The organism is Tsukamurella sp. TY48, assembly GCF_019656655.1.
GTDB classification, from domain to species: Bacteria; Actinomycetota; Actinomycetes; order Mycobacteriales; family Mycobacteriaceae; genus Tsukamurella; species Tsukamurella strandjordii.
Genome location: NZ_BPMV01000001.1, coordinates 2534607 through 2555156 on the forward strand (window position 1 = coordinate 2534607; position 20550 = coordinate 2555156).

Sequence of the window (20550 nt, forward strand, 5' to 3'; positions counted from 1 at the left end):
GGTGGCTTAGGCCTCCTTGGGGCCGATGCCCAGCATCGACAGCAGCATCCGGCACTCGTCGGCGTCGGTCGCGTACGCGGCGACGACCCGCTGGGCCTGACGTGCGGTCTCGTCCGCTACGGGCTCGAGATCCTCGTCGCTGATCTCCGTGGTCTTCGGGGGCATCTGCACACCTTCGTTTCTCATTGACAACCGGAACTAGTTTACCCGCGGACCCGCCGGAACGTGATTCTGGCGATCCGCGGCCGGCGGATGGTGCGTGCCAGCCACTCGCCGAAGGTCACGCCGGCCGCGAGTGCGCAGCCCACGGCCAGCGCCGTGGCCATGTTGGTCAGGGCGGCGGTGGTCTGTCCGGCCATCAGCTCGGACAGGCCGCGGTACACCGCGAGGCCGGGGACCAGGGGCGTGATGCCGGCGACGGCCACGATGAGCGGGGGCACCACGGCGCGGCGGGCCAGGAGGCCGCCGGCCAGGCCGACGGTGGAGGCCGCCGCGGTGGACGCGACGATCGGGCCGAGCCCCAGGTTGAGGATCGACCCGGCCACCAGGGCGCCCGCGCAGCCCGCGAGGAAGGACGTGGTGAGTGCCCGCATCTGGGCGTAGCTCGCGAGGGCGAAGGCCGCGGCGGCGATACCGCCGGTGACCACCAGGATCGGCAGCGGTGCGTAGTCGAACGGTGCCTGCTGCAGCGGTGGGAGGGTGGCGCCCAGCTCGGAGGTGACGCGCAGCGCCATGCCGACGCCGGCCACCACGCCGCCGGTGAACACCACCACCTCGAAGAACCGGGCGGCGCCCGTGACGGGTGCGCCGGTGATGGCGTCCTGCACCGAGCCGACCAGGGAGAGTCCGGCCATCAGCACGATGATTCCCGAGACGATCACCCGGTAGGGCTCGACCTCCCAGCCGTAGACCAGGGACAGCCGGTAGATCAGCGCCGCGGGCAGGGTGGCGAGGAAACCGCCCACCACCTGCTGGAAGAAGTAGGGCAGGCCGATCTGGCCGAGGCGCACGTTCACCGCGTAGATGAGGGCGGTCGAGACGAACGAGACCGCGGCCAGCGGCAGCGCGCCACCGAGTAGCAGGGTGAGCGCGCCGGCCATGATCGCCCAGCCGGCGATGGCGACGGCGCGCGGATACGGGTGGCCGGCGCTCATGATCTCGTCCAGCTCGCGCTGCGCCACATCGGGCCGGATCACGCCGCGGCCGATGCGCCGCACCAGGGAGTCCACCTGTGCGAGCCGGGTGTAGTCCAGCGAGCGGTGGTTCACGGTGCGCAGGTAGGTCGACGGTGGCAGGCCCCGTCCGCGCTGCACGGACACGGTGATCGCGTTGTAGGTCACCGTCACGGTGCAGTCGTCGATGCCGTAGGTGGCGGCCACGTACCGGACCTGGGCCTCGGTGTCGACGGCGCCGGTGCCGGAGTCGAGCAGCACCGCGCCCACCTTCATGGCCACCTCGAGGACCTCGCCGACGGTCTCGGTGTCGCGCAGGTCGATGGGTTGCAGCGGAGTGACGACGGGCAGCCCAGCGGTGTCCGCGGTGGCCGCGCGGCGGCCGGTCAGTGCCTGGACGCCGTGGGCGATCCGGTTGCGGAGCGCGAGCTTCACCTTCGGGGGACCTCCTCGATCACTGCGGTGCAGACCGTGAGCGTCTCACCCCGTGCACACCGTTGTCACCCCGGCCCGGGTCCGTGCGTGTCGGCGGCCAGCACTGCGTCGGCGGACCGAGTTCGCCGTGGCGCCGTCGTGGCTGCGCCTGCCCGGCATCGTCGCCTCGGCGCTGCGGGGCTGAGGCGTGTGGAGCCCCCGGTCGGGATTGAACCGACGACCTTCGCTTTACAAGAGCGGTGCTCTACCACTGAGCTACGGAGGCGGGCGGCCGTGGGGCCGTCGGAGCACAGCATATCGTTGCGTCATGACTGACTCCTTCGAGACCATCAGCTGGACCGTGGACGGCGACGGTGTCGCGACCCTGCTGCTGGACCGGCCCGATCAGCTCAACGCGTTCAGCGTGACGATGGCGCGCGAGCTCACCGAGTTCTTCGAGGTGCACGCGCACAGTGACGAGATCCGCGCCGTGGTGGTCACCGGCTCGGGCCGCGCCTTCTGCGCGGGTATGGACCTCACCGGTGAGGGCAACGTCTTCGGGCTCGACGAGACGATCGACCCGCCCACGCCGGAGGAGTTCGTCGCGAACTACGACCAGCCGCCCTTCCAGGACGGCGTGCGCGACACCGGCGGCAAGCTCACGCTGGCGATCTACTCGCTGCCCAAGCCCGTGATCGCCGCGATCAACGGCCCCGCGGTGGGCATCGGCGCCACGATGACCCTCGCGATGGACACCCGGCTGGCGTCCACGAAGGCGCGGATCGGCTTCGTCTTCGGGCGCCTCGGCATCGTCATGGAGGCGTGTTCGAGCTGGTTCCTGCCCCGCATCGTCGGGCCGTCGCAGGCGCTGGAGTGGGTGTACTCCGCCGACATCCTCACCGCCGAGGAGGCGCACGCAGGCCGGCTGGTGCGCAGCATCCACGAGCCCGACGAGCTGGTGGGCGCTGCCCAGGAGCTGGCCCGGTCCTGGGTGAAGGGGCGATCCGCCGTGGGCGTGGCGATCAACAAGCAGCTGATCTACCGCGGTCTCGGCGCGGCCACCCCGTTGGAGCAGCATCTGGCGGATTCGCTGGGCATGTATTACACGTCGATCGGCGACGGCAAGGAGGGCGTCGCGGCGTTCCTGGAGAAGCGCTCGCCCGAGTTCACCTCGCGAGCGTCCGCGGTGCCGCGCATCGTCGCCGACTGACGACGGTGACGGTTCGGTGAAGGTCCGGCCGGGATCGGCTCGGGAGCCCGCTTCCCGATCTATCGTTGACGGTATCCCCATGGGGGGATGCTGACACCCGATCGGAGGCCGCGCATCATGTCGAACCCCGGAGGTCTGCCCGAGCCGCCGATCCTGAGCCGCATCCGCGAATCGCTCATCGGCGACGATCAGGTGTTCCCGGGTCCCTTCGGTCCGCGCCGAGTGACCTACGCCGATTACACCGCCTCGGGACGTTCGCTGAGCTTCATCGAGGACTTCATCCGCGACGAGGTGCTCCCGCGGTACGCGAACACCCACACCGAGTCGAGCGGGACCGGCCTGCAGACCACTCGACTGCGGGAGGACGCGCGCCGGATCATCCGCGAGACCGTCGGCGGCGACGACGAGACGGTGGTCATCTTCACCGGCTCGGGCTGCACCGGCGCGATCGACAAGCTGGTCGGCGTGCTGGGCCTGCGGATCCCCGACGATCTGGACCGGCGCTATCACCTGAGCGATGCGATCCCGCCGGAGGAGCGGCCGGTGGTCTTCATCGGCCCGTACGAGCACCACTCCAACGAGCTGCCGTGGCGCGAATCGATCGCCGACGTGGTGGTGATCGACCAGGACGCCGACGGGCACATCGACGTGACCGCGCTGGACGCCGCGCTCGACCGGTACCGGGACCGGCCGCTCAAGATCGGCTCCTTCTCGGCCGCCAGCAACGTGACCGGCATCCTCAGCGACACCGGGCGGATCAGCGCTCTCCTGCACGCCCACGGCGCGCTGTCGTTCTGGGACTTCGCCGCCGCCGGACCGTACGTGGACATCGAGATGTACCAGGGCGATCCGGCGCGCGCGCTGGGCACCGGCGCCTACAAGGACGCGATCTTCCTCAGTCCGCACAAGTTCGTCGGCGGACCGGGCACCCCGGGGGTGCTGGTGATCCGCCGGGAGCTGCTGCGCAACCGGGTGCCCGTCGTCCCCGGCGGCGGCACCGTGACCTACGTGAACCCCGACGATCACCAGTACGTCGACGATCCCGCGCAGCGTGAGGAGGCCGGGACCCCGGCGATCGTCGAATCCATCCGCGCGGGGCTGGTTTTCGACCTCAAGCGCGAGGTGGGGGTCGAGGTGATCAAGGCGCACGAGGAGGATCTGCTGCGCCGCGCTGTGGCCCGCTGGCAGGCGGAGCCGGCGATCGAGATCCTCGGCAACCTGGACGCGGACCGGCTCTCGATCCTGTCCTTCGTGGTGCGCTCGCCCACCGGGAAGTTCCTGCACCACAACTTCGTCGTGGCCCTGCTCAACGACGTCTTCGGCATCCAGTCCCGCGGCGGCTGCTCGTGCGCCGGCCCGTACGGGCATCGGCTGCTGGGCATCGATCTCGATCACTCCCGCGAGTTCGAGCGCGAGATCACCCGGGGCTGTGAGGGGATCAAGCCCGGCTGGGTGCGGGTGAACCTCAACTACTTCATCTCGGAGGCCGTCTTCGACTACCTCGTGGAGGCGGTGCTGATGGTGGCCCGCGAGGGGTGGAAGCTGCTGCCCGACTATCGGTTCGAACCGGAGACGGGGCTGTGGCGGCATCGCCGGGGCGCGGTGGAGCCGCTCGTCCGGCTCACCGATGTCAGTTACGACGAGCAGGGCCGTATGTCGTACCCGCAGCACGACGACCGCGCGCCCGAGAGCGCCCTGGCGGGCTACCTCGCCGAGGCTCAGGCGGTGTTCGCCGTGGCCTCCCCGGTCGAGGCCGCACCGGCGGAGCTCTCCGCCGATTTCGATCATCTGCGCTGGTTCGATCTTCCGGTGGACTGCCTGGAGGCCTGACCTCCGCGCACCGTCGGGAGGGCATACGATGCACGGCATGGAGATCCGTGACGCCCAGCCCTCCGACCTGCCGGCGATCCTCGTCATCCACAACGACGCGGTGGAGAACTCCACGGCCATCTGGTCGGAGGAGACCTCCGACCTCGCCGAGCGCACGGCATGGCTGGAGGAGCGGCGCGCCGGGGGCTTCCCGGTGCTGGTGGCGATCGTCGACGGCGAGCTCGGCGGTTACGCCAGCTACGGCCCGTTCCGCGCGAAGACCGGCTACCGATACACGGTGGAGAACTCGGTGTACGTGGCCGACGGGTTCTACCGGCGCGGTATCGCCGAGGCGCTGATGAATGCGCTGATCGATCGGGCGAAGCAGTCGGATGTGCACGTGGTGGTGGCGGCGATCGAGGAGTCGAACCACGCCTCCGTCGCGCTGCACCGCAAGCTCGGCTTCCGGGTGACCGGCCAGATGCCTCAGGTGGGTATGAAGTTCGGCCGCTGGCTCGATCTCGTGCTCATGCAGCGCATCCTCTGATCAACCGTCGGCCGGATGCGCCGTCGCGTTCTCGACGATGATCTCGGCCAGCTCGTCGGGACGCTCGTCCGGGATCCAGTGGCTCACCCCGTCCAGCACGATCAGCCGGAACGGCGCCTGCACGTAGTCCTCGGTCAGTTCCGCGCCGCGGCGGGCGAGCGCGACATCGCCCGAACTCCAGATGTGCGTCGTGGGGCTGGTGACCTTCGCGCTCGGCGGGCGGGTCCCCACGAAGGGCATGCCGCGGTACCAGTTCAGCCCGCCGCCCAGCAGGCCGGGCGTGACGATCTCGTCGAGGACTACCGCCTGCGCCTCCTCGGGCATACCTGCGCGGGCCAGGAACTTCGAGAACAGGTCGGGACGGCGGGCGGCGAGCAGCTCGGGCAGCACGGGGATCTGGAAGAGCAGCATGTAGTACGAGAGCAGGGCCTGATTCGAGCTGGCCATCGACCGCAGGAAGGCGAGCGGGTGCGGCACCGACACCGTGGTCAGGGTGCGCACCGACGCGGGATGCTCTGCCGCAGTCTGCCAGGCCACCGCGGCGCCCCAGTCGTGCCCGACGAGGTGCGCGGGGCCCGTGATGCGGAGCAGCTCGGCGATATCGGCGACCAGCTCCGCGCTGCGGTAGTCGTAGCGGCGCTGCGGCTTCGCCGTCGCGGAGTAGCCGCGCTGCCAGGGGATCACGGTGCGGTAGCCGCGCTCGTGCAACGCCGCGGCGGTCGCCTCCCACGAGGTGGGGGTCTGCGGGAATCCGTGCAGCAGCACCACGATCTCGCCGTCGATCGGTCCGGTGTCCACCACCGGGAAGGTCAGCCCCGCGCGCTGGAAGCCGCTGATCCGCTCAGTCATGCTCACCACTCAACCATCCCGTCTTCGGTTCGGCATCCGACCTGGGGCGGATCGTCGTCGTGACTCAGGCCTTCTTGCGCACCTCGTAGCCGCTCACGATGGACAGCCGGTTGAAGGCGTTGATCGCGATGGCGGCCCAGATCAGCGCGGCGGTCTGATCGGTGTCGAGCACATCGGTGGCGCGGTCGTAGGCGATGTCGGCGGCGTGGTGCGGCGGCAGGTTCGTCACCAGCTCGGCGATCTCCAGCGCGGCGCGCTGCTGATCGTCGAACAGGGCGGGCGCATCGCGCCAGGCGGGGAGCACGGCGATCTGCTGTTCGGTGAGGCCGGCCGCGATGCCGAGGTCGTGATGCAGCGACAGGCAGTACGCGCAGCCGTTGATCTGCGAGCACCGCAGGTTCACCAGCTCCACCACGGCCCGGCTCAGTCCCGCCGCGGCGGCCACGGTGCCGACCTCGGTCGAGACCCCCACCAGTTTCTTGTACGTCTCGGGTGACGCCTTGTCGATGCGAACGCGTTCGGCTGCCATGGCACCTAGGCTAGTTCCATGAGCAATGTCGATCCGGATCCGCAGGAGATCGAATGCACGGCCGGGGGCGGCTCCGGCACCGTCGAGGTCATCGCCGCGCGGGAGGTGCCGCTCGGCGGGCCCCGGGCGATGACGGTGCGCCGCACGCTGCCCACGCACGACCGGTCGATGATCGGCGCCTGGTGTTTCGCCGACCACTACGGCCCCGACGACGTGACGAGCACGGGCGGGATGAACGTGCCGCCGCACCCGCATACCGGATTGCAAACGGTGAGCTGGCTGTTCGAGGGCGAGATCGAGCACACCGACAGCGCCGGCGTGCACGCTCCGGTGCTGCCGGGCGAGCTGAACCTCATGTCCGCCGGCTTCGGTATCAGCCACTCGGAGGTGTCGACCCCGCAGACGGAGCGGCTGCACGGCGTGCAACTGTGGCTCGCGCTGCCCGATCGGGTGCGCAATGCCGACAACGGCTTCCAGCACTACGCCCCGCCCACCGTCGACCTGCCCGACGTCCGTGCCGACGGGCCCGGCGGCACCGTGAAGGTGTTCATCGGTGAGCTGGCGGGCAGTGCCGCCGAGGTGTCCACCGCGACGCCGCTGCTCGGCGCCGAGCTCGTGCTCGCCCCGGGTGCCCGCGTCGCGCTCGCGGTGAATCCCGATTTCGAGCACGGGGTCCTGCTGGACACCGAGCGCCTGCTGTTCGACGGTGTCGCGCTCGCCCGCGGCGACCTCGGCTACGTGGGCACGGGGCTCGGCGGGATCCGCCTGCACAATCCCACCGACGTCCCGGCGCGCGCCGTTCTGCTCGGCGGAGTCCCGTTCGACGAGGACATCGTGATGTGGTGGAACTTCGTCGGCCGCAGCCACGAGGACATCGCCCGCTACCGCGAGGAATGGCAGGCGCGGGACGTGCGTTTCGGCAGTGTGGACGGTTGGCGTGACGATCAGTACCTGCCCGCCCCGCCGCTGCCCACCACCCGACTCAAGCCACGCAAGAGGAGCTCCCAGTGACCGAACAGCAGGATCAGAACGTCGTCACCCGCAACGACGAGGCGGGGCGCTACGAGATCGCCGTGAACGGTGAGCTCGCCGGCTTCACCGTGTTCATCGACCGCGGCGAGCAGCGGATCTTCCCGCACACCGAGCTCGATGAGAAGTTCTCCGGCCGTGGGCTCAGCTCGGTCCTGGTGCACGACGCCCTGGTCGACACCCGCGCGGCGGGCAAGCGGGTCGTGCCGGTGTGCCCGTTGGTTGCCAAGTACGTGAGCAAGCACGACGAGGTGGCCGACCTCGTCGATCCCGTGACCCCGGAGATCCTGCAGTTCCTCAGCAGCCGCGGGTGACGCTCGCGGGCGGTCTCGGACAGGTCGCGGGGCGCTCCGGTTCACAGGAAACTGCCAGCGATCTGTCAGACCGCTCGCCGGGCGGCGGGGCACGATGGCGTTGTGTCCAGTGCGCAAGAGACGATCCAGCCCAAGGTGCTCGTCGTCGACGATGAGCAGAGCATCCGGGAACTCCTGCAGGTGAGCCTGAAGTTCCAGGGCTTCGACGTGACGGTGGCCCAGGACGGGCCCGCGGCACTCGACCGCGTGCGCACCTTCCGCCCCGATGTGATGGTGCTCGACATCATGATGCCCGGGATGGACGGCCTGGGGCTGCTCAAGCGACTGCGGCAGGACGGTGTCGAGGCGCCCGCGCTGTTCCTCACCGCGCGGGATTCGGTGGAGGACAAGGTGGCCGGGCTCACCCTCGGCGGCGACGATTACGTGACCAAACCCTTCAGTCTCGAAGAGGTGGTGGCGCGGATCAACGTGCTGTTGCGGCGCAGCGGATTCGGCGAACACGAGGAGATCACCCGCCTGAAGTTCGCCGATCTCGAGCTGGACGACGAGACGCACGAGGTGTGGAAGGCCGGTGAGCTGGTGGCACTCTCGCCCACCGAGTTCACCCTGCTGCGGTACTTCATGGTCAACGCGGGTGTGGTGCTGTCCAAGCCGCGGATCCTCGATCACGTGTGGCACTACGATTTCGGCGGCGATGTGAACGTGGTCGAGTCCTACGTCTCGTACCTGCGGCGCAAGGTGGATACGGGGGAGACCCGCCTGATCCACACGCTGCGCGGCGTGGGCTACGTCCTGCGCGAGCCGCGGTAGCGGCGATGACGAACCGGACCGGGCTCGCGGCGCGGGTGCCCCTGCGGTTCTCGCTCGTCGCCGTGGTGGTGGGCGTGGTCTTCCTCGGCCTGCTCGTCTCGGGGACCGCGCTCACCGCGGCGATGAAGGACCAGCTGATCGCCCGGGAGGACCAGACGCTGCGGCAGGCCGCCGATACGTGGGCCCGGCCGAAGCCGCCGAACTTCCCGGCACCGCCGCGCGGCGGACCACCCACCCGCTTCTACCAGGCCACCTTCCTGCCCGACGGCAGCCAGCTGCAGATCAGCAACCCGGACTTCACCGACCGTCCCGATCTCAGCGGCCTCGACCCGCTCGGCAGCGACGCGGCCACGGTGGACTCCGTCGGCGGCGACGGTCCGCAGTGGCGGGTGGTGCAGTCGCACTCGCAGTACGGCGTGACCTTCGTGGCGGTCACGCTCACGGAGGTGGACTCCACCATCCGCACGCTGGTCGAACTGGAGCTGCTGATCGGCGGCGCGGTGCTGGTGATCGCGGGCGGCGTGGGCTACCTCGTGGTGCGCCGCTCGCTGCGGCCCCTGGAACAGGTCGAGGCCACGGCGGAGGCCATCGCGGCCGGGGATCTCACCCGCCGCGTTCCCGATGCCCCGCCGAACACCGAGGTGGGCCGGCTGTCCTCGTCGCTCAACACGATGCTGCACCAGGTGCAGGACTCGTTCGGCCAGGTCGCCGCGTCCGAGGAACGGGCCAGGGCCGACGAGGAGCGGATGCGCCGATTCGTGGGCGACGCCTCGCACGAGCTGCGCACCCCGCTCACCTCGATCCGGGGCTTCGCGGAGCTGTACCGGCAGGGCGCGACCGATGACACCGACTACGTCATGGCGCACATCGAGGCCGAGGCGCAGCGGATGGGCCTGCTGGTGGAGGACCTACTGCTGCTCGCGCGGCTCGATGCGCGCCGCCCCCTGGCCGCAGAGCCGGTCGACCTCGCCGCGGTGGGGGAGGATGTGGTGCGCGCGGCGCAGGCGCGGGAACCGAAGCGCGACATCGAGATCGACGTGGCCGGAGCCGATGCCGACGGTGCCGTGATGGTGTCCGGCGACCGTGACCGGCTGCACCAGGTGATCACCAACCTGGTCTCGAACGCGCTGCGGCACACCCCCGAGGACGCCGAGGTCCGGGTGCGCATCGAGGGACTGCCGGACGCGGCCGTCGTCGAGGTCGCCGATACCGGACCGGGGATGGAGACCGGTGAGGCCGCACGCGTCTTCGAGCGGTTCTACCGCACCGACTCTTCCCGCAGCCGCGGCAGTGGCGGTGCGGGACTGGGTCTTTCGATCGTGCACGGCATCGTCGACCGGCACGGCGGCAGCGTCACCGTGAACACTGCGCCCGGTGCGGGCGCGACCTTCACGGTGCGGTTGCCGCGCTAGCGGATCAGACGGCGGCGAGCGCCTCGACGATCTTGGTCTGCGCCTCGTCGAGCGACTCGGCCGACGGATTGGGATCGGCCTGGCCGAAGTCGAAGTCGCTCAGCGTGTACGCCGGGAAGACGTGGATGTGCAGGTGCGGCACCTCGAGCCCCGCGATCACCATGCCGGCGCGGGGCGCATCGAAGGCCACCTTGACGGCGCGGCCGATTCGGCGGCTCACGTCGGAGAGGTGGTTCCACAGCTCCTCGTCGACCGACTCCCAGTGGTCGACCTCGGCGCGCGGGACCACGAGCACGTGGCCCTGCGTGAGCGGCGCGATGGTCAGGAACGCCACCACCGAATCGTCCTGGTACACGAACCGGCCCGGGAGCTCGCCGGCGATGATCTTCGAGAAGACGGTGCCGGAGGCGCCATTCGCATCAGTAGCCATACCGCCAGGCTATCGGAGCAGCCCGCCGATGTCCGCCGCGGTGAGCATCGCGATGAGCGCGGGCACCACCTTCTGCGCCGCCACACCGTAATTGCCGCGGGCCTGCTTCTCGATGACGTTCGCCGCGGCCAGCGCACCGAGGTGGTGGTACAGCTGGCCCTTCGATCCCGCGTCCACCAGGTCGAGCAGTTCGGCGGCGGTGCGCGGCCCGCGCAGCAGTTCCTGCACGATCTCGATCCGGGCCGGGTGTCCGAGCGCTCCGAGCACCGCGGCGATCCGCTCGGCCGGCAGGGCGGCGGCGGCGCCCGCCGAGTAGTCGACGCGCCACGTGACCTCGCCGTGCAGGGAGACCTCGCCGCCGTAGCCCACCGCTCCCGCACCGGCGGCGGGTGATTGCGCGGCCGCCGTCCCCAGTGCCGCCTCGAGCGCGGCGACCCGCGCTTCCAGGTCGGCGAGACGATCGTCCTCGGTCATGGGCCTAGATTACGTGCGGAGTGCGCAGGCCACGCGCTCGCGGGCCGCACCGTCGGTCATGGCGGCGAGCAGCATCCGTTGGTGCGGCATCCCCGCCTCGTCGTCCTTGCGCAGATCCGCCGCCGACGCGCGGCGCACCATCAGCACGCCGACGGTGACGGAACCGTCGGGCCGGCGGCCCTCGAAGGCCTCCGTCCGGATGCCGGGGAGGGAACCGCCCTTGAACCCGAGGGCGAGCAGGCCGCTCGGTCGCGCGCCCTGGAACTCGAGGAATCGGCGCGCGGTCTCGGAGCCCGGACCGAACCGGCCGGAGGCGAGGTCGCCGATCAGCCGGGCGAACGATGAGGCCGGCGCCGAGTAGGTGCGGTCCATCGCGGATGCGATGCTCTCGCCCGCTTCGACGCTCGCGATGAGCCCGTCGTACAGGCCTTTGAGTGAGGGGACGGGGCCCGGCATGCCGTACCGCGTCATGACTTCCTGCAGCGCGGCGTCGCCTATGTGCGCGCGGATGGCGTCGGGGGCCGCGCTGTCGGAGAACCGGATCATCACATCGGCGAGCTGATGCAGGGAGACGGTGCCGGAGGCGTCGTCGGGCACGCCCTTCGTCGCGGGGATCCCCAGGTATTTCAGCGCCTCGACGTGGGCTCCGCCGTCGAGCGGCGTGCCCCGGTAGTCCACGTACCACCGCTGCCAGTCGGCGATCGGGATCCGCTCGGCGAGATCGATCCGTCCGACCCCCGCCCGGCCGGTGAGGGCGGCGAGATGGATGAGCTTGACCATCGAGGCGGTGGGCATGGCCGCGTCGGCACGGTGCCGGACGGTGCCGCCCCGCCCGTCGTCCACCACGAGCGCGACGTCGTCGCGGTGCTGCGCGAGGTAGCCGGTCCAGCCCGCTGCCGTGCTCGTGTCCGTCGCGGCCGGCGGGGTACAGGGGGCGGCGAGTGCCGCCGGGGCGGGGACGGCGACCAGTATCGCCGCGACGACGGCGGTGATCAGTGTGCGGCGCATGAACCCTCCAAGAACGATAGATCGGAATTCCGGAATAACGATACCCATGCTGGTGTCGGGTGTACAGCCCCTGCGCCGGTAAGGTCGGCGACGTGCGAGTACTCGTCATCGGCACCGGCGGCCGCGAACACGCCCTCCTCGACGCGCTGTCGCGCGACCCCCAGGTCACCGAGTTGCATGCGGCCCCGGGTAATCCCGGCACCGCGGCGCTCGCCACGAACCACGACGTCGACGCCTCGTCCGGCGACGAGGTCGCGGCGCTGGCCGAGCGGCTCGGCGCCGACCTCGTGGTGATCGGCCCCGAAGTGCCCCTGGTGCTCGGCGTCGCCGACGCCGTCCGGGCCCGCGGCATCGCCGCGTTCGGCCCCTCCGCGGAGGCGGCGAAGATCGAGGGCTCGAAGGCCTTCGCCAAGGACGTCATGGAGGCCGCCGGCGTCCGCACCGCCCGCAGTGAGGTGGTCGACAGCCCCGCGCTCATCGACGCCGCGCTGGATCGGTTCGGCCCCACCTGGGTGATCAAGGACGACGGTCTCGCCGCAGGCAAGGGCGTGGTGGTCACGGCCGACCGCGCCGAGGCCCGCGCGCACGCCGCCGACCTCCTCGAGTCCGGCCGCCCCGCCCTCTTCGAATCCTTCCTCGACGGCCCCGAGGTCTCGCTCTTCTGCCTCGTCGACGGCGAGACCGTGGTGCCCCTGCTGCCCGCGCAGGACCACAAGCGCGTCGGCGACGGCGACACCGGTCCCAACACCGGCGGCATGGGCGCGTACTCGCCCCTGCCCTGGCTCGCCGACGGTGCCACCGAGGAGATCGTGGAGACCGTGGTGCGCCCTGTCGCCCGCGAGATGGTGCGCCGGGGCGTGCCCTTCTCGGGGCTCCTCTACGCCGGCCTCGCGATGGGAGCCGAGGGGCCCGCGGTGGTGGAGTTCAACTGCCGCTTCGGTGACCCGGAGACGCAGGCCGTGCTGAGCCTCCTGGAATCTCCACTGGGACAGGCGCTGAACGCCACCGCCACCGGTACGCTCGCCGAGCTGCCGCCGCTCCAGTGGCGCGACGGTGCCGCCATCACCGTGGTGCTGGCCGCCGAGAACTACCCGGGAACGCCCCGCAAGGGCGATGTGATCACCGGCGCCGACGGTGCCGGGGTCTATCACGCCGGTACCGCGCGCGACGCGGACGGACGGCTCGTGTCCAACGGTGGCCGTGTGCTCAACGTGGTCGGTGTCGGAGACGACCTCGGCGCGGCCCGCGCGGACGCCTACGCCAAGCTCGACCGGATCAAGCTGCCGGGCAGTCATTTCCGCACGGACATCGGCCACCAGGCGCTGTAACGACTGCAATTCTCCGAGTGGGACGAAACCCGCTGGGCTATTTGCGCGAAACCGGCTTTGCGAGCCGGGTGCCCTGGCACCATGTCCAAGGTGACAGCCGCGACCACTCCCAAGGGCGAGCGCCGGCGCGCGGCTCTGGTGGCCGCCGCCGGAGAGCTCCTCGTGGAGGGCGGGTTCGAATCCGTGCGGCATCGCGCAGTGGCGCACCGGGCGCACATCCCGTTGGCAGCCACCACGTACTACTTCGAGTCGCTGGGCGATCTGCTCTCGAACGCGGTCGCCTACGCGGGCGATCACGACATCGCGGCGGTCCGTGCCCGGGTCGGCGAGGTGAGCCGGCGGCGCCGCGGCGAGGGCGCGTTGGCCAGGCTGATCGCGAGCGTCTTCTTCGCCTGCGAGACCGAGGCGCAGCGCAGCGCCCTGGTGTCGCGGTACGAGCGGCTCGTGGTGTGCACGCGTGACCCGCAACTGGCGCAGATGCAGGCGCAGGTCCGCGGCGCCCTCGCCGAGCTGCACGTGGAGGTCCTGGAACGCTCCGGGCGGCGGGCCGACCGCGCCTGCATCGACCGGTTGATGGCGATCGAGGACGGTGCGGCCCTGGCCGCGTTCACCGATCACGGCACCGATGTGGCTCGCGCCGTCCGCGATGCCGTTGCCGCGGTGATCGACGATCTGGCACCGATGCTTCCCTGACGGGCGTCCCCGCAGTGCATGAGAGAATCGCGGGGTGAGCACTCCCCGCATCCCGAACGTCCTCGCCAACCGGTACGCCAGCCCGCGCATGCGTGAGCTGTGGTCGCCCGAGTACAAGATCGTGCTGGAGCGGCAGCTGTGGATCGCGGTGCTCAAGGCACAGCGCGACCTCGGGATCGACGTGCCCGACGGTGCCGTCGAGGCCTACGAGGCCGTGGTCGATCAGGTCGATCTGGATTCCATCGCCGCGCGCGAGCGGATCACCCGCCACGATGTGAAGGCGCGGATCGAGGAGTTCAGCGAGCTCGCCGGGTTCGAGCAGATCCACAAGGGCATGACCAGCCGCGACCTCACCGAGAACGTGGAGCAGCTGCAGATCCTGCGCTCGCTCGAGTACGTCCGCGATCACGCGGTGACGGTGGCCGTCCGGCTCGCCGAGCGCGCCGCGCAGTACTCCTCGGTGGTGATGGCCGGACGCTCGCACAACGTCGCGGCGCAGGCCACCACGCTGGGCAAGCGGTTCGCCTCGGCCGCGAACGAGCTGCTCGTCGCGATCGCCCGCGTCGATGATCTGATCTCCCGCTACCCGTTGCGCGGCATCAAGGGCCCGATGGGCACCTCGCAGGACATGCTCGACCTGCTCGGCGGCGATGCGGCGAAGCTGGACGAGCTGGAGGCGCGGGTCGCCGCGCACCTCGGCTTCTCGCAGTCGCTCGTGTCCGTGGGCCAGGTGTACCCGCGCTCGCTCGACCACGACGTGGTGAGTGCGCTGGTGCAGCTGGCGGCGGGACCGTCGTCCATGGCCACCACCATCCGGCTCATGGCCGGGCACGAGCTGGTCACCGAGGGCTTCCAGCCCGGCCAGGTGGGCAGCTCGGCGATGCCGCACAAGATGAACACCCGATCGTGCGAGCGCGTGAACGGGCTCACGGTGATCCTGCGGGGCTACGGCTCCATGGCCGCCGAGATGGCCGGCGCGCAGTGGAACGAGGGCGATGTCTTCTGCTCCGTGATCCGCCGCGTGGCCCTGCCCGACGCCTTCTTCGCGCTCGACGGCCTCTTCGAGACCTTCCTGACGGTGCTCGCCGAGTTCGGCGCCTACCCGGCCGTGATCGAGAACGAACTGAACCGCTACCTGCCCTTCCTCGCCACCACCCGCGTACTGATGGCCGCGGTCCGGGCCGGCGTCGGTCGCGAGGTGGCGCACGAGGCGATCAAGGAGCACGCCGTCGCCGTGGCCCTGGCTATGCGCGAGGAGGGCCGCGAGCCCGATCTACTCGACCGTCTCGCCGGCGACTCCCGGCTCGGCCTGTCCCGCGCACAGCTCGATGAGGCGCTGGCCGACCGCGCCGCCTTCACCGGTGCCGCGGAGGCCCAGGTGGCCCAGGTCGTCTCCGACGTCGAAGCCCTCGCGGCCAAGCACCCCGACGCCGCGAGCTACGCCCCCGCCCCCATCCTCTGAGCTGCGAGCACCTCGCGGGCTGCCCGCTGGCCCGCAGTGACTGCACCCTCCATGGCGCCGAAATACCGCGTTGCTGTCTCGGTGCCGGCGAAGTGAATCCGGCCGTGAGGAGCGGCGGGCTCGGTGGGGTGCGAGGTCCACGATCCCGGGGGTAGGAATCCCGCGAAGCACCCCGACGACCAGGGGTCCTCGTTCCACTCGTGGACAAGCGACTCGACGGGGCTTCGGACTTCATCCCCGAACCGGTCGACCAGAGCGTGCGTCACGGCGCTGACTCGTTCCTGTTGAGGCAAGTGTAAGAGCCGTCGTGCGTGTGCTCCCACCACGAATGCGACGAGAGTGCCTTCATCCTCGGTCGAGTGGTCGAACGTCATGGTGACCAGGCCATCGTGTGACATCGACTTGCCGCTCAGGTTTCGCGTTCGCCAGAACGGCTCTCGGTACAGCAGGTGGTATTTGAGAACCTGACCGTCGGTGAAGTCGTGGAGTACTCGCTGACGAGTATCGGAAAGAACTGGTGTGTAATCGATCTGCCCGACGTGCCGTGGCGGAATGGCGACGATCACGCGAGGCGCGACGATCTCGCCGCGGTCGGTCCACACTGTCACGGAGGATCCGGATGTGATGGCGCGCACGGGTTCCGACAGTCGAATCGAGGATCGCAGCGGTTCGGCGAGTGCATCGCACAGCGAGGAGGCGCCGTCCGCAAACCGGAGTTGCTGCTTCCCGCTGGCCCGCATGTAGTTCCGGAATCCGTCCGCGGAGCGGATGCACGTCAGGGCGTGTAGCAGGGAGATCTCGGCGAGATCCGCAGCGAAGATCGAACGGAGGCTCGTCGTCAGCAGTGCGCGGGATTCATGGGGGAGAGGTAGTCCGGCGAGCCATTCTTCAACCGAGAGTGCGTCGAGACTTCCGGCCCGCTTCGACGACCACGGTCGCTCTGGGGTGATCTGCCGCGACAGGCGGTTCATCAAGGCGATGCCGGCCAGAGCTGATGCAGAGTTCAGCGGTCCGATGAAGGGCAGGCCGCCCCGCCACGTGCGTACCGCACCACCGAACTGGCCCAGGTGTACACCGTCGTCCCACGTCGGCTTCAAGGCGAGGCCGTGGCGTCTCGCTAGCACCTGGATCTCGTATTGGCGGGGGCCGACGAACGCAGCTCCCATCTCGACCGGTGCGCCGGACCTGCTGCGGCGGGTCAGAATCCTGCCGCCGATACGGTCGCGCGCTTCGACGACGCAGACGTCGGCGCCTGTGCGGCGCAGATCATCCGCCGCCGTGAGGCCGGATAGACCCGCACCCACGACGATCGCGTCGTAGCTATCCGTCGATGTCATCGCGGTCCCCTGGGGGCGGTCGCCGTTGCAGCCGCTGCTGCGAGTGACTGGGTCAGGTGGTGGTGTGCGGTGTCGACGCGTTCCCGATCTCCGGTGGCGAGTAGGTCGAGGAGAAGGCCGCGGTGTACTGCCAGTGCGGACGTGGCGAGCGTCTCCGCCTGGTCGGTGGGCACGCCTTCGGTGACGAGGGCTTCGGCGATCAGGTCGACCCAACGCCGCACCGAGCCGTCGAGGAATCCGGGGAGTCGTGCGTCGTCGATCAGCGACATGCCGTAGGCCTCGAAGAAGAGTCGGCCGTACGCCTGCGCCTCCGGACTCGAGCTGGCGCTCCAGAATCGCTCCATCACGTGCTCGAACGATTGGTCGTCGGTTGTGTCCAACCACTCACCGACCAAGGCCTCCTGGCGTGCGCGCACGCCGTCGAGTGCGTCGGTGATCAACTGCTCCTTGGAGCCGAAGTGGTACACGAGTAGGCGTGCGCTGGTACCGATCGCTGCTGCTAATGGCCGCAGCGAGAGATCGGCGAGTCCGTGACGGTAGATGTAGTCGACTGCGGATTCGAGCAGCTCGGCTTTTCGGGCCGTCATGTTCTGCGAAGTCGATTCCGGCATGCTGTACCTCTCGGTTGAAACGACTGTTTCAGTGAAACGGACGTTACATTACTGCTTCGGGGGCGTCCAGGGAATCGACTGAACCCACTAGGCTGGGGGAGTGCGTCCTGAACTGAGCGAATACACGCCGATCTACTCGGGCAAGGTCCGCGAGCTGTACGCGGTGGACGATGAGCATCTGCTGCTCGTCGCCAGCGACAGGATCAGCGCCTACGACTACATCTTGGATTCGCAGATCCCCGACAAGGGGCGCGTGCTCACGGCGATGTCGGTGTTCTTCTTCGACGCACTCGGAGTGCCGAACCACCTCGCAGGTCCGGCTGACGACCCGCGCATCCCGGAGTCGGTGCTCGGCCGCGCCCTGATCACCCGGCGTCTCGACATGGTGCAGGTGGAGTGCGTGGCGCGCGGTTACCTCACCGGCTCGGGCCTCAAGGAGTACCGGACGAACGGCCAGGTGTGCGGCGTCCCACTGCCCGCCGGTCTCGTGGACGGCAGCCGGATCGACCCGCCGATCTTCACGCCCGCGACCAAGGCGGCGGTGGGCGATCACGACGAGAACGTCTCCTTCGACCGCGTGGCCGCGGACGTCGGCGTCGAACTCGCCTCGAAGCTGCGCGATCTGACGCTCGACGTGTACGGGCGCGGCGCGGACATCGCCCGCGAGCGCGGAATCATTCTGGCCGACACCAAGTTCGAGTTCGGTCTCACGCCCGACGGTGAGCTGCTGCTCGCCGACGAGGTGCTCACCCCGGACTCCTCCCGGTACTGGGACGGCGCCCTGTACGAGCCGGGCCGGGCGCAGCCCAGCTTCGACAAGCAGATCGTGCGGGACTGGCTCACCGGACCCGATTCCGGCTGGTCGACCGACTCCGACACCCCGCCGCCGGCCCTCCCGGACGATGTCGTCGAGCGCACCCGCGCCCGGTACATCGAGGCCTACGAACGCATCTCCGGTCTGAAGTTCAGCGACTGGCCGGGCGGCGCAGCATGACCGACGCCGTGCAGCCGATCGCCAAGAAGGTCCCCACACAGCGGATCTTCCACGGCGACACCGTGACCGACGACTACGCCTGGCTCGCCGACACCTCGAACGAGGAGGTGCTCGACTATCTGCGGCAGCACAACGCCTACACCGAGGCGGCGACCTCGGCGCAGGAACCGCTGCGCGAGAAGATCTTCGGCGAGATCAAGGCGCATACGCAGGAGACCGACATGTCGGTGCCGCAGCGCCGCGGCGGCTACTGGTACTACGCCCGGACACGGGAGGGCGCCCAGTACGGGATCCACTGCCGCGCACCGATCGCCGGACCGGACGATTGGTCGCCGCCGATCCTGTCCGAACAGCCGCTCCCGGGCGAACAGGTGGTCATCGACCTCAACGTGGAGGCGGAGGGGCACGAGTACATCGCCCTCGGTGCCGCGTCCATCTCCACCGACGGTGAGCTGCTGGCCTATTCGCTGGACACCTCCGGCGACGAGCGATTCACCCTGCGGGTCCGGAACATCGCCACCGGCGAGCCCCTCCCCGATGTGGTGGAGGGCGTCTTCTACGGAGCCACCTGGGCCCCCGATTCCCGGCATCTCTTCTACACCACCGTCGACGACGCCTGGCGCGCCGACAGCATCTGGCGGCACGAGATCGGTTCTGGTGCGGAGGATGTACGCGTCTTCCACGAGACCGACCAACGGTTCGGGGTGGGCATCGGCCTGAGCCGCAGCGAGCGGTACCTGATGATCGGGGCATCGTCGACCCTGAGCTCCGAGACCTGGGTGCTCGACGCCACCGACCCGACCGGCGACTTCCGCGTGCTGATCCCGCGCGAGGAGGACGTGGAGTACTCGGCGGAACACGCGGTGCTCGACGGCGAAGACCGATTCCTGGTGCTGCACAACCGCACCGGCATCAACTTCGAGCTGGTCTCCGCCCCGGTCCAATCGCCCGAGGACTGGACCGTGCTCGTGCCGCACCGCGACGACGTACGGCTGGAGTACGTCGACGCCTACGCCCGCACCCTGGCACTCGGCTACCGGCGCGGTGGCCTCCCGCGACTGGCGCTCGCACAGGCCACCGGCGCACCGTCGTTCGATGAGTGGGACCCGGGCGAGCCCCTCGTCAACGTGGGCCCCGCCGCGAACCCGGAGTGGGATGCGCCCCGCCTGCGGCTGGCCTACGAGTCCTTCGTGACGCCGGGAACGGTCCTCGAACTCGACCCCGCGACCGGTGCGTCCACCGTTCTCAAGCGCGTGAACGTGCCCGGCTACGACGCCGCGCTGTACACCGCGGAACAGGTGTGGGTCACCGCACGCGACGGCGCGCAGGTGCCGGTCTCCGTGGTGCGCCGTAAGGACACCCCGGACGCATCGACGCCGTCGGCTCCCCCCGCCTCCGAAGCGGCCCCCACGCTCCTCTACGGCTACGGCTCCTACGAGGCCACCCTGGACCCGTGGTTCTCCGTGGCCCGGCTCTCGCTCCTGGACCGCGGCGTGGTCTTCGCGGTCGCCCACATCCGCGGCGGCGGCGAGATGGGGCGTGCCTGGTACGACCACGGCAAGCAGCTGGAGAAGAACAACACCTTCACCGACTTCGTGGATGTGGCCCGGCACCTCGTGGACTCCGGGCGCGCGACGCCCGACGCGCTGGTCGCGATGGGCGGCAGCGCCGGCGGCCTGCTCGTGGGCGCGGTGGCGAACCTGGCACCCGAGCTGTTCTCCGGCATCGTCGCCGACGTCCCGTTCGTGGACCCGCTCACCTCGATCCTCGACCCGTCGCTCCCGCTCACGGTGGGGGAATGGGACGAATGGGGCAATCCGCTGGAGAACGCCGAGGTCTACCGGTACATGAAGGCGTACTCGCCGTACGAGAACGTCGAGGCCAAGGCCTATCCCGCCCTCCTGGTCACCACCTCGCTCAACGACACCCGCGTGCTCCCCACCGAGCCCGCGAAATGGGTCGCGAAGCTGCTGGACCTCTCGACCTCGGGTGAGCCGATCCTGCTCAAGACCGAGATGGTGGCGGGTCACGCCGGCGTGAGCGGACGCTATGCGAAATGGCGGGAGACCGCCTTCGAGTACGCCTGGGTGCTCGACAGGTTGGGTGCCGCGCAGTAGC

General features: G+C 69.9%; 22 protein-coding genes and 1 tRNA gene. 13 read left to right on the plus strand and 10 right to left on the minus strand.

What is annotated here, in order from left to right; genetic code table 11:
- Window positions 1–6: 6 nt before the first annotated feature.
- Window positions 7–165 carry a hypothetical protein gene (locus TTY48_RS12315; protein ID WP_220657766.1) on the minus strand — a complete coding sequence of 53 codons (159 nt, stop codon included), beginning with the start codon at window positions 163–165 and terminating at the stop codon, window positions 7–9.
- Window positions 166–203: 38 nt separating this feature from the next.
- Window positions 204–1607, minus strand: coding sequence for a threonine/serine exporter ThrE family protein (locus TTY48_RS12320; protein WP_220657767.1), 1404 nt, complete (start codon window positions 1605–1607; stop codon window positions 204–206).
- A gap of 52 nt (window positions 1608–1659) precedes the next feature.
- On the opposite strand from TTY48_RS12320, the gene TTY48_RS21350 reads away from it, so the two are divergent.
- Window positions 1660–1791 carry a hypothetical protein gene (locus TTY48_RS21350; protein WP_255585655.1) on the plus strand — a complete coding sequence of 44 codons (132 nt, stop codon included), beginning with the start codon at window positions 1660–1662 and terminating at the stop codon, window positions 1789–1791.
- Between the two features lie 6 nt (window positions 1792–1797).
- Here the strand turns inward: TTY48_RS21350 and TTY48_RS12325 are convergent.
- Window positions 1798–1872 (minus strand) — tRNA-Thr (locus tag TTY48_RS12325).
- Window positions 1873–1914: 42 nt separating this feature from the next.
- Here TTY48_RS12325 and TTY48_RS12330 point away from each other — a divergent pair.
- The 3 genes from TTY48_RS12330 (at window position 1915) to TTY48_RS12340 (ending at window position 5152) form a co-directional block, all read left to right on the plus strand.
- Window positions 1915–2796: a crotonase/enoyl-CoA hydratase family protein gene (locus tag TTY48_RS12330; RefSeq protein ID WP_220657768.1), complete on the plus strand. Its 882-nt coding sequence runs from the start codon at window positions 1915–1917 to the stop codon at window positions 2794–2796.
- A gap of 117 nt (window positions 2797–2913) precedes the next feature.
- Window positions 2914–4626 carry an aminotransferase class V-fold PLP-dependent enzyme gene (locus TTY48_RS12335; RefSeq protein ID WP_220657769.1) on the plus strand — a complete coding sequence of 571 codons (1713 nt, stop codon included), beginning with the start codon at window positions 2914–2916 and terminating at the stop codon, window positions 4624–4626.
- A 37-nt stretch (window positions 4627–4663) separates the two neighbouring features.
- Window positions 4664–5152, plus strand: coding sequence for a GNAT family N-acetyltransferase (locus TTY48_RS12340; protein WP_220657770.1), 489 nt, complete (start codon window positions 4664–4666; stop codon window positions 5150–5152).
- On the opposite strand, the gene TTY48_RS12345 is transcribed toward TTY48_RS12340, so the two are convergent.
- Complete coding sequence (locus TTY48_RS12345; protein ID WP_220657771.1) at window positions 5153–6001, minus strand: alpha/beta fold hydrolase; 849 nt, start codon at window positions 5999–6001, stop codon at window positions 5153–5155.
- 64 nt (window positions 6002–6065) lie between these two features.
- Window positions 6066–6530 (minus strand): carboxymuconolactone decarboxylase family protein, encoded by a 465-nt coding sequence (locus tag TTY48_RS12350; protein ID WP_220657772.1) that lies wholly within the window; start codon window positions 6528–6530, stop codon window positions 6066–6068.
- Between the two features lie 18 nt (window positions 6531–6548).
- Between TTY48_RS12350 and TTY48_RS12355 the strand changes: the two genes are divergently transcribed.
- From TTY48_RS12355 to TTY48_RS12370, 4 genes are all read left to right on the plus strand, one after another.
- Window positions 6549–7541: a pirin family protein gene (locus tag TTY48_RS12355; RefSeq protein ID WP_220657773.1), complete on the plus strand. Its 993-nt coding sequence runs from the start codon at window positions 6549–6551 to the stop codon at window positions 7539–7541.
- Window positions 7538–7873 (plus strand): GNAT family N-acetyltransferase, encoded by a 336-nt coding sequence (locus tag TTY48_RS12360; RefSeq protein ID WP_220657774.1) that lies wholly within the window; start codon window positions 7538–7540, stop codon window positions 7871–7873. The genes TTY48_RS12355 and TTY48_RS12360 overlap by 4 nt, the downstream gene beginning before the upstream one ends.
- Window positions 7874–7975: 102 nt before the next feature.
- Entirely contained in the window at window positions 7976–8683 is a 708-nt protein-coding gene (locus tag TTY48_RS12365) for a response regulator transcription factor (protein WP_220657775.1), read from the plus strand.
- 5 nt (window positions 8684–8688) lie between these two features.
- Window positions 8689–10095, plus strand: coding sequence for a cell wall metabolism sensor histidine kinase WalK (locus TTY48_RS12370; protein ID WP_220657776.1), 1407 nt, complete (start codon window positions 8689–8691; stop codon window positions 10093–10095).
- Window positions 10096–10099: 4 nt separating this feature from the next.
- Here TTY48_RS12370 and TTY48_RS12375 read toward each other — a convergent pair whose 3' ends face one another.
- Genes TTY48_RS12375 through TTY48_RS12385 form a run of 3 tightly spaced genes read right to left on the minus strand, consistent with a single transcriptional unit; the run spans window position 10100 to window position 12007 of the window.
- Window positions 10100–10525 (minus strand): HIT family protein, encoded by a 426-nt coding sequence (locus tag TTY48_RS12375; RefSeq protein ID WP_220657777.1) that lies wholly within the window; start codon window positions 10523–10525, stop codon window positions 10100–10102.
- Window positions 10526–10534: 9 nt separating this feature from the next.
- A complete protein-coding gene (locus TTY48_RS12380) occupies window positions 10535–10999 on the minus strand; it encodes a helix-turn-helix transcriptional regulator (protein WP_220657778.1) in 465 nt (154 codons plus the stop codon).
- A 9-nt stretch (window positions 11000–11008) separates the two neighbouring features.
- Complete coding sequence (locus TTY48_RS12385; protein ID WP_220657779.1) at window positions 11009–12007, minus strand: serine hydrolase; 999 nt, start codon at window positions 12005–12007, stop codon at window positions 11009–11011.
- Window positions 12008–12099: 92 nt separating this feature from the next.
- On the opposite strand from TTY48_RS12385, the gene purD reads away from it, so the two are divergent.
- The 3 genes from purD (at window position 12100) to purB (ending at window position 15490) form a co-directional block, all read left to right on the plus strand.
- On the plus strand, window positions 12100–13335 hold the full coding sequence (gene purD, locus TTY48_RS12390; protein ID WP_220657780.1) for a phosphoribosylamine--glycine ligase: 1236 nt from the start codon (window positions 12100–12102) through the stop codon (window positions 13333–13335).
- 81 nt (window positions 13336–13416) lie between these two features.
- Window positions 13417–14028 (plus strand): TetR/AcrR family transcriptional regulator, encoded by a 612-nt coding sequence (locus TTY48_RS12395; protein ID WP_220657781.1) that lies wholly within the window; start codon window positions 13417–13419, stop codon window positions 14026–14028.
- A gap of 34 nt (window positions 14029–14062) precedes the next feature.
- On the plus strand, window positions 14063–15490 hold the full coding sequence (gene purB / locus TTY48_RS12400) for an adenylosuccinate lyase (RefSeq protein ID WP_220657782.1): 1428 nt from the start codon (window positions 14063–14065) through the stop codon (window positions 15488–15490).
- Here the strand turns inward: purB and TTY48_RS12405 are convergent.
- Together TTY48_RS12405 and TTY48_RS12410 are read right to left on the minus strand one after the other, a co-directional pair.
- Window positions 15466–16827, minus strand: coding sequence for an FAD-dependent oxidoreductase (locus TTY48_RS12405; RefSeq protein WP_220657783.1), 1362 nt, complete (start codon window positions 16825–16827; stop codon window positions 15466–15468). The genes purB and TTY48_RS12405 overlap by 25 nt on opposite strands.
- The gene (locus TTY48_RS12410; protein WP_220657784.1) at window positions 16824–17438 is read right to left on the minus strand and encodes a TetR/AcrR family transcriptional regulator; all 615 of its coding nucleotides are present in this window, start codon (window positions 17436–17438) and stop codon (window positions 16824–16826) included. Before TTY48_RS12410 ends, TTY48_RS12405 begins: the two co-directional genes overlap by 4 nt.
- 100 nt (window positions 17439–17538) lie before the next feature.
- Here TTY48_RS12410 and TTY48_RS12415 point away from each other — a divergent pair, with 100 nt between their 5' ends.
- Window positions 17539–18432 (plus strand): phosphoribosylaminoimidazolesuccinocarboxamide synthase, encoded by an 894-nt coding sequence (locus TTY48_RS12415; RefSeq protein ID WP_220657785.1) that lies wholly within the window; start codon window positions 17539–17541, stop codon window positions 18430–18432.
- A complete protein-coding gene (locus TTY48_RS12420) occupies window positions 18429–20549 on the plus strand; it encodes a S9 family peptidase (RefSeq protein ID WP_220657786.1) in 2121 nt (706 codons plus the stop codon). Before TTY48_RS12415 ends, TTY48_RS12420 begins: the two co-directional genes overlap by 4 nt.
- Window position 20550: the final 1 nt, after the last annotated feature.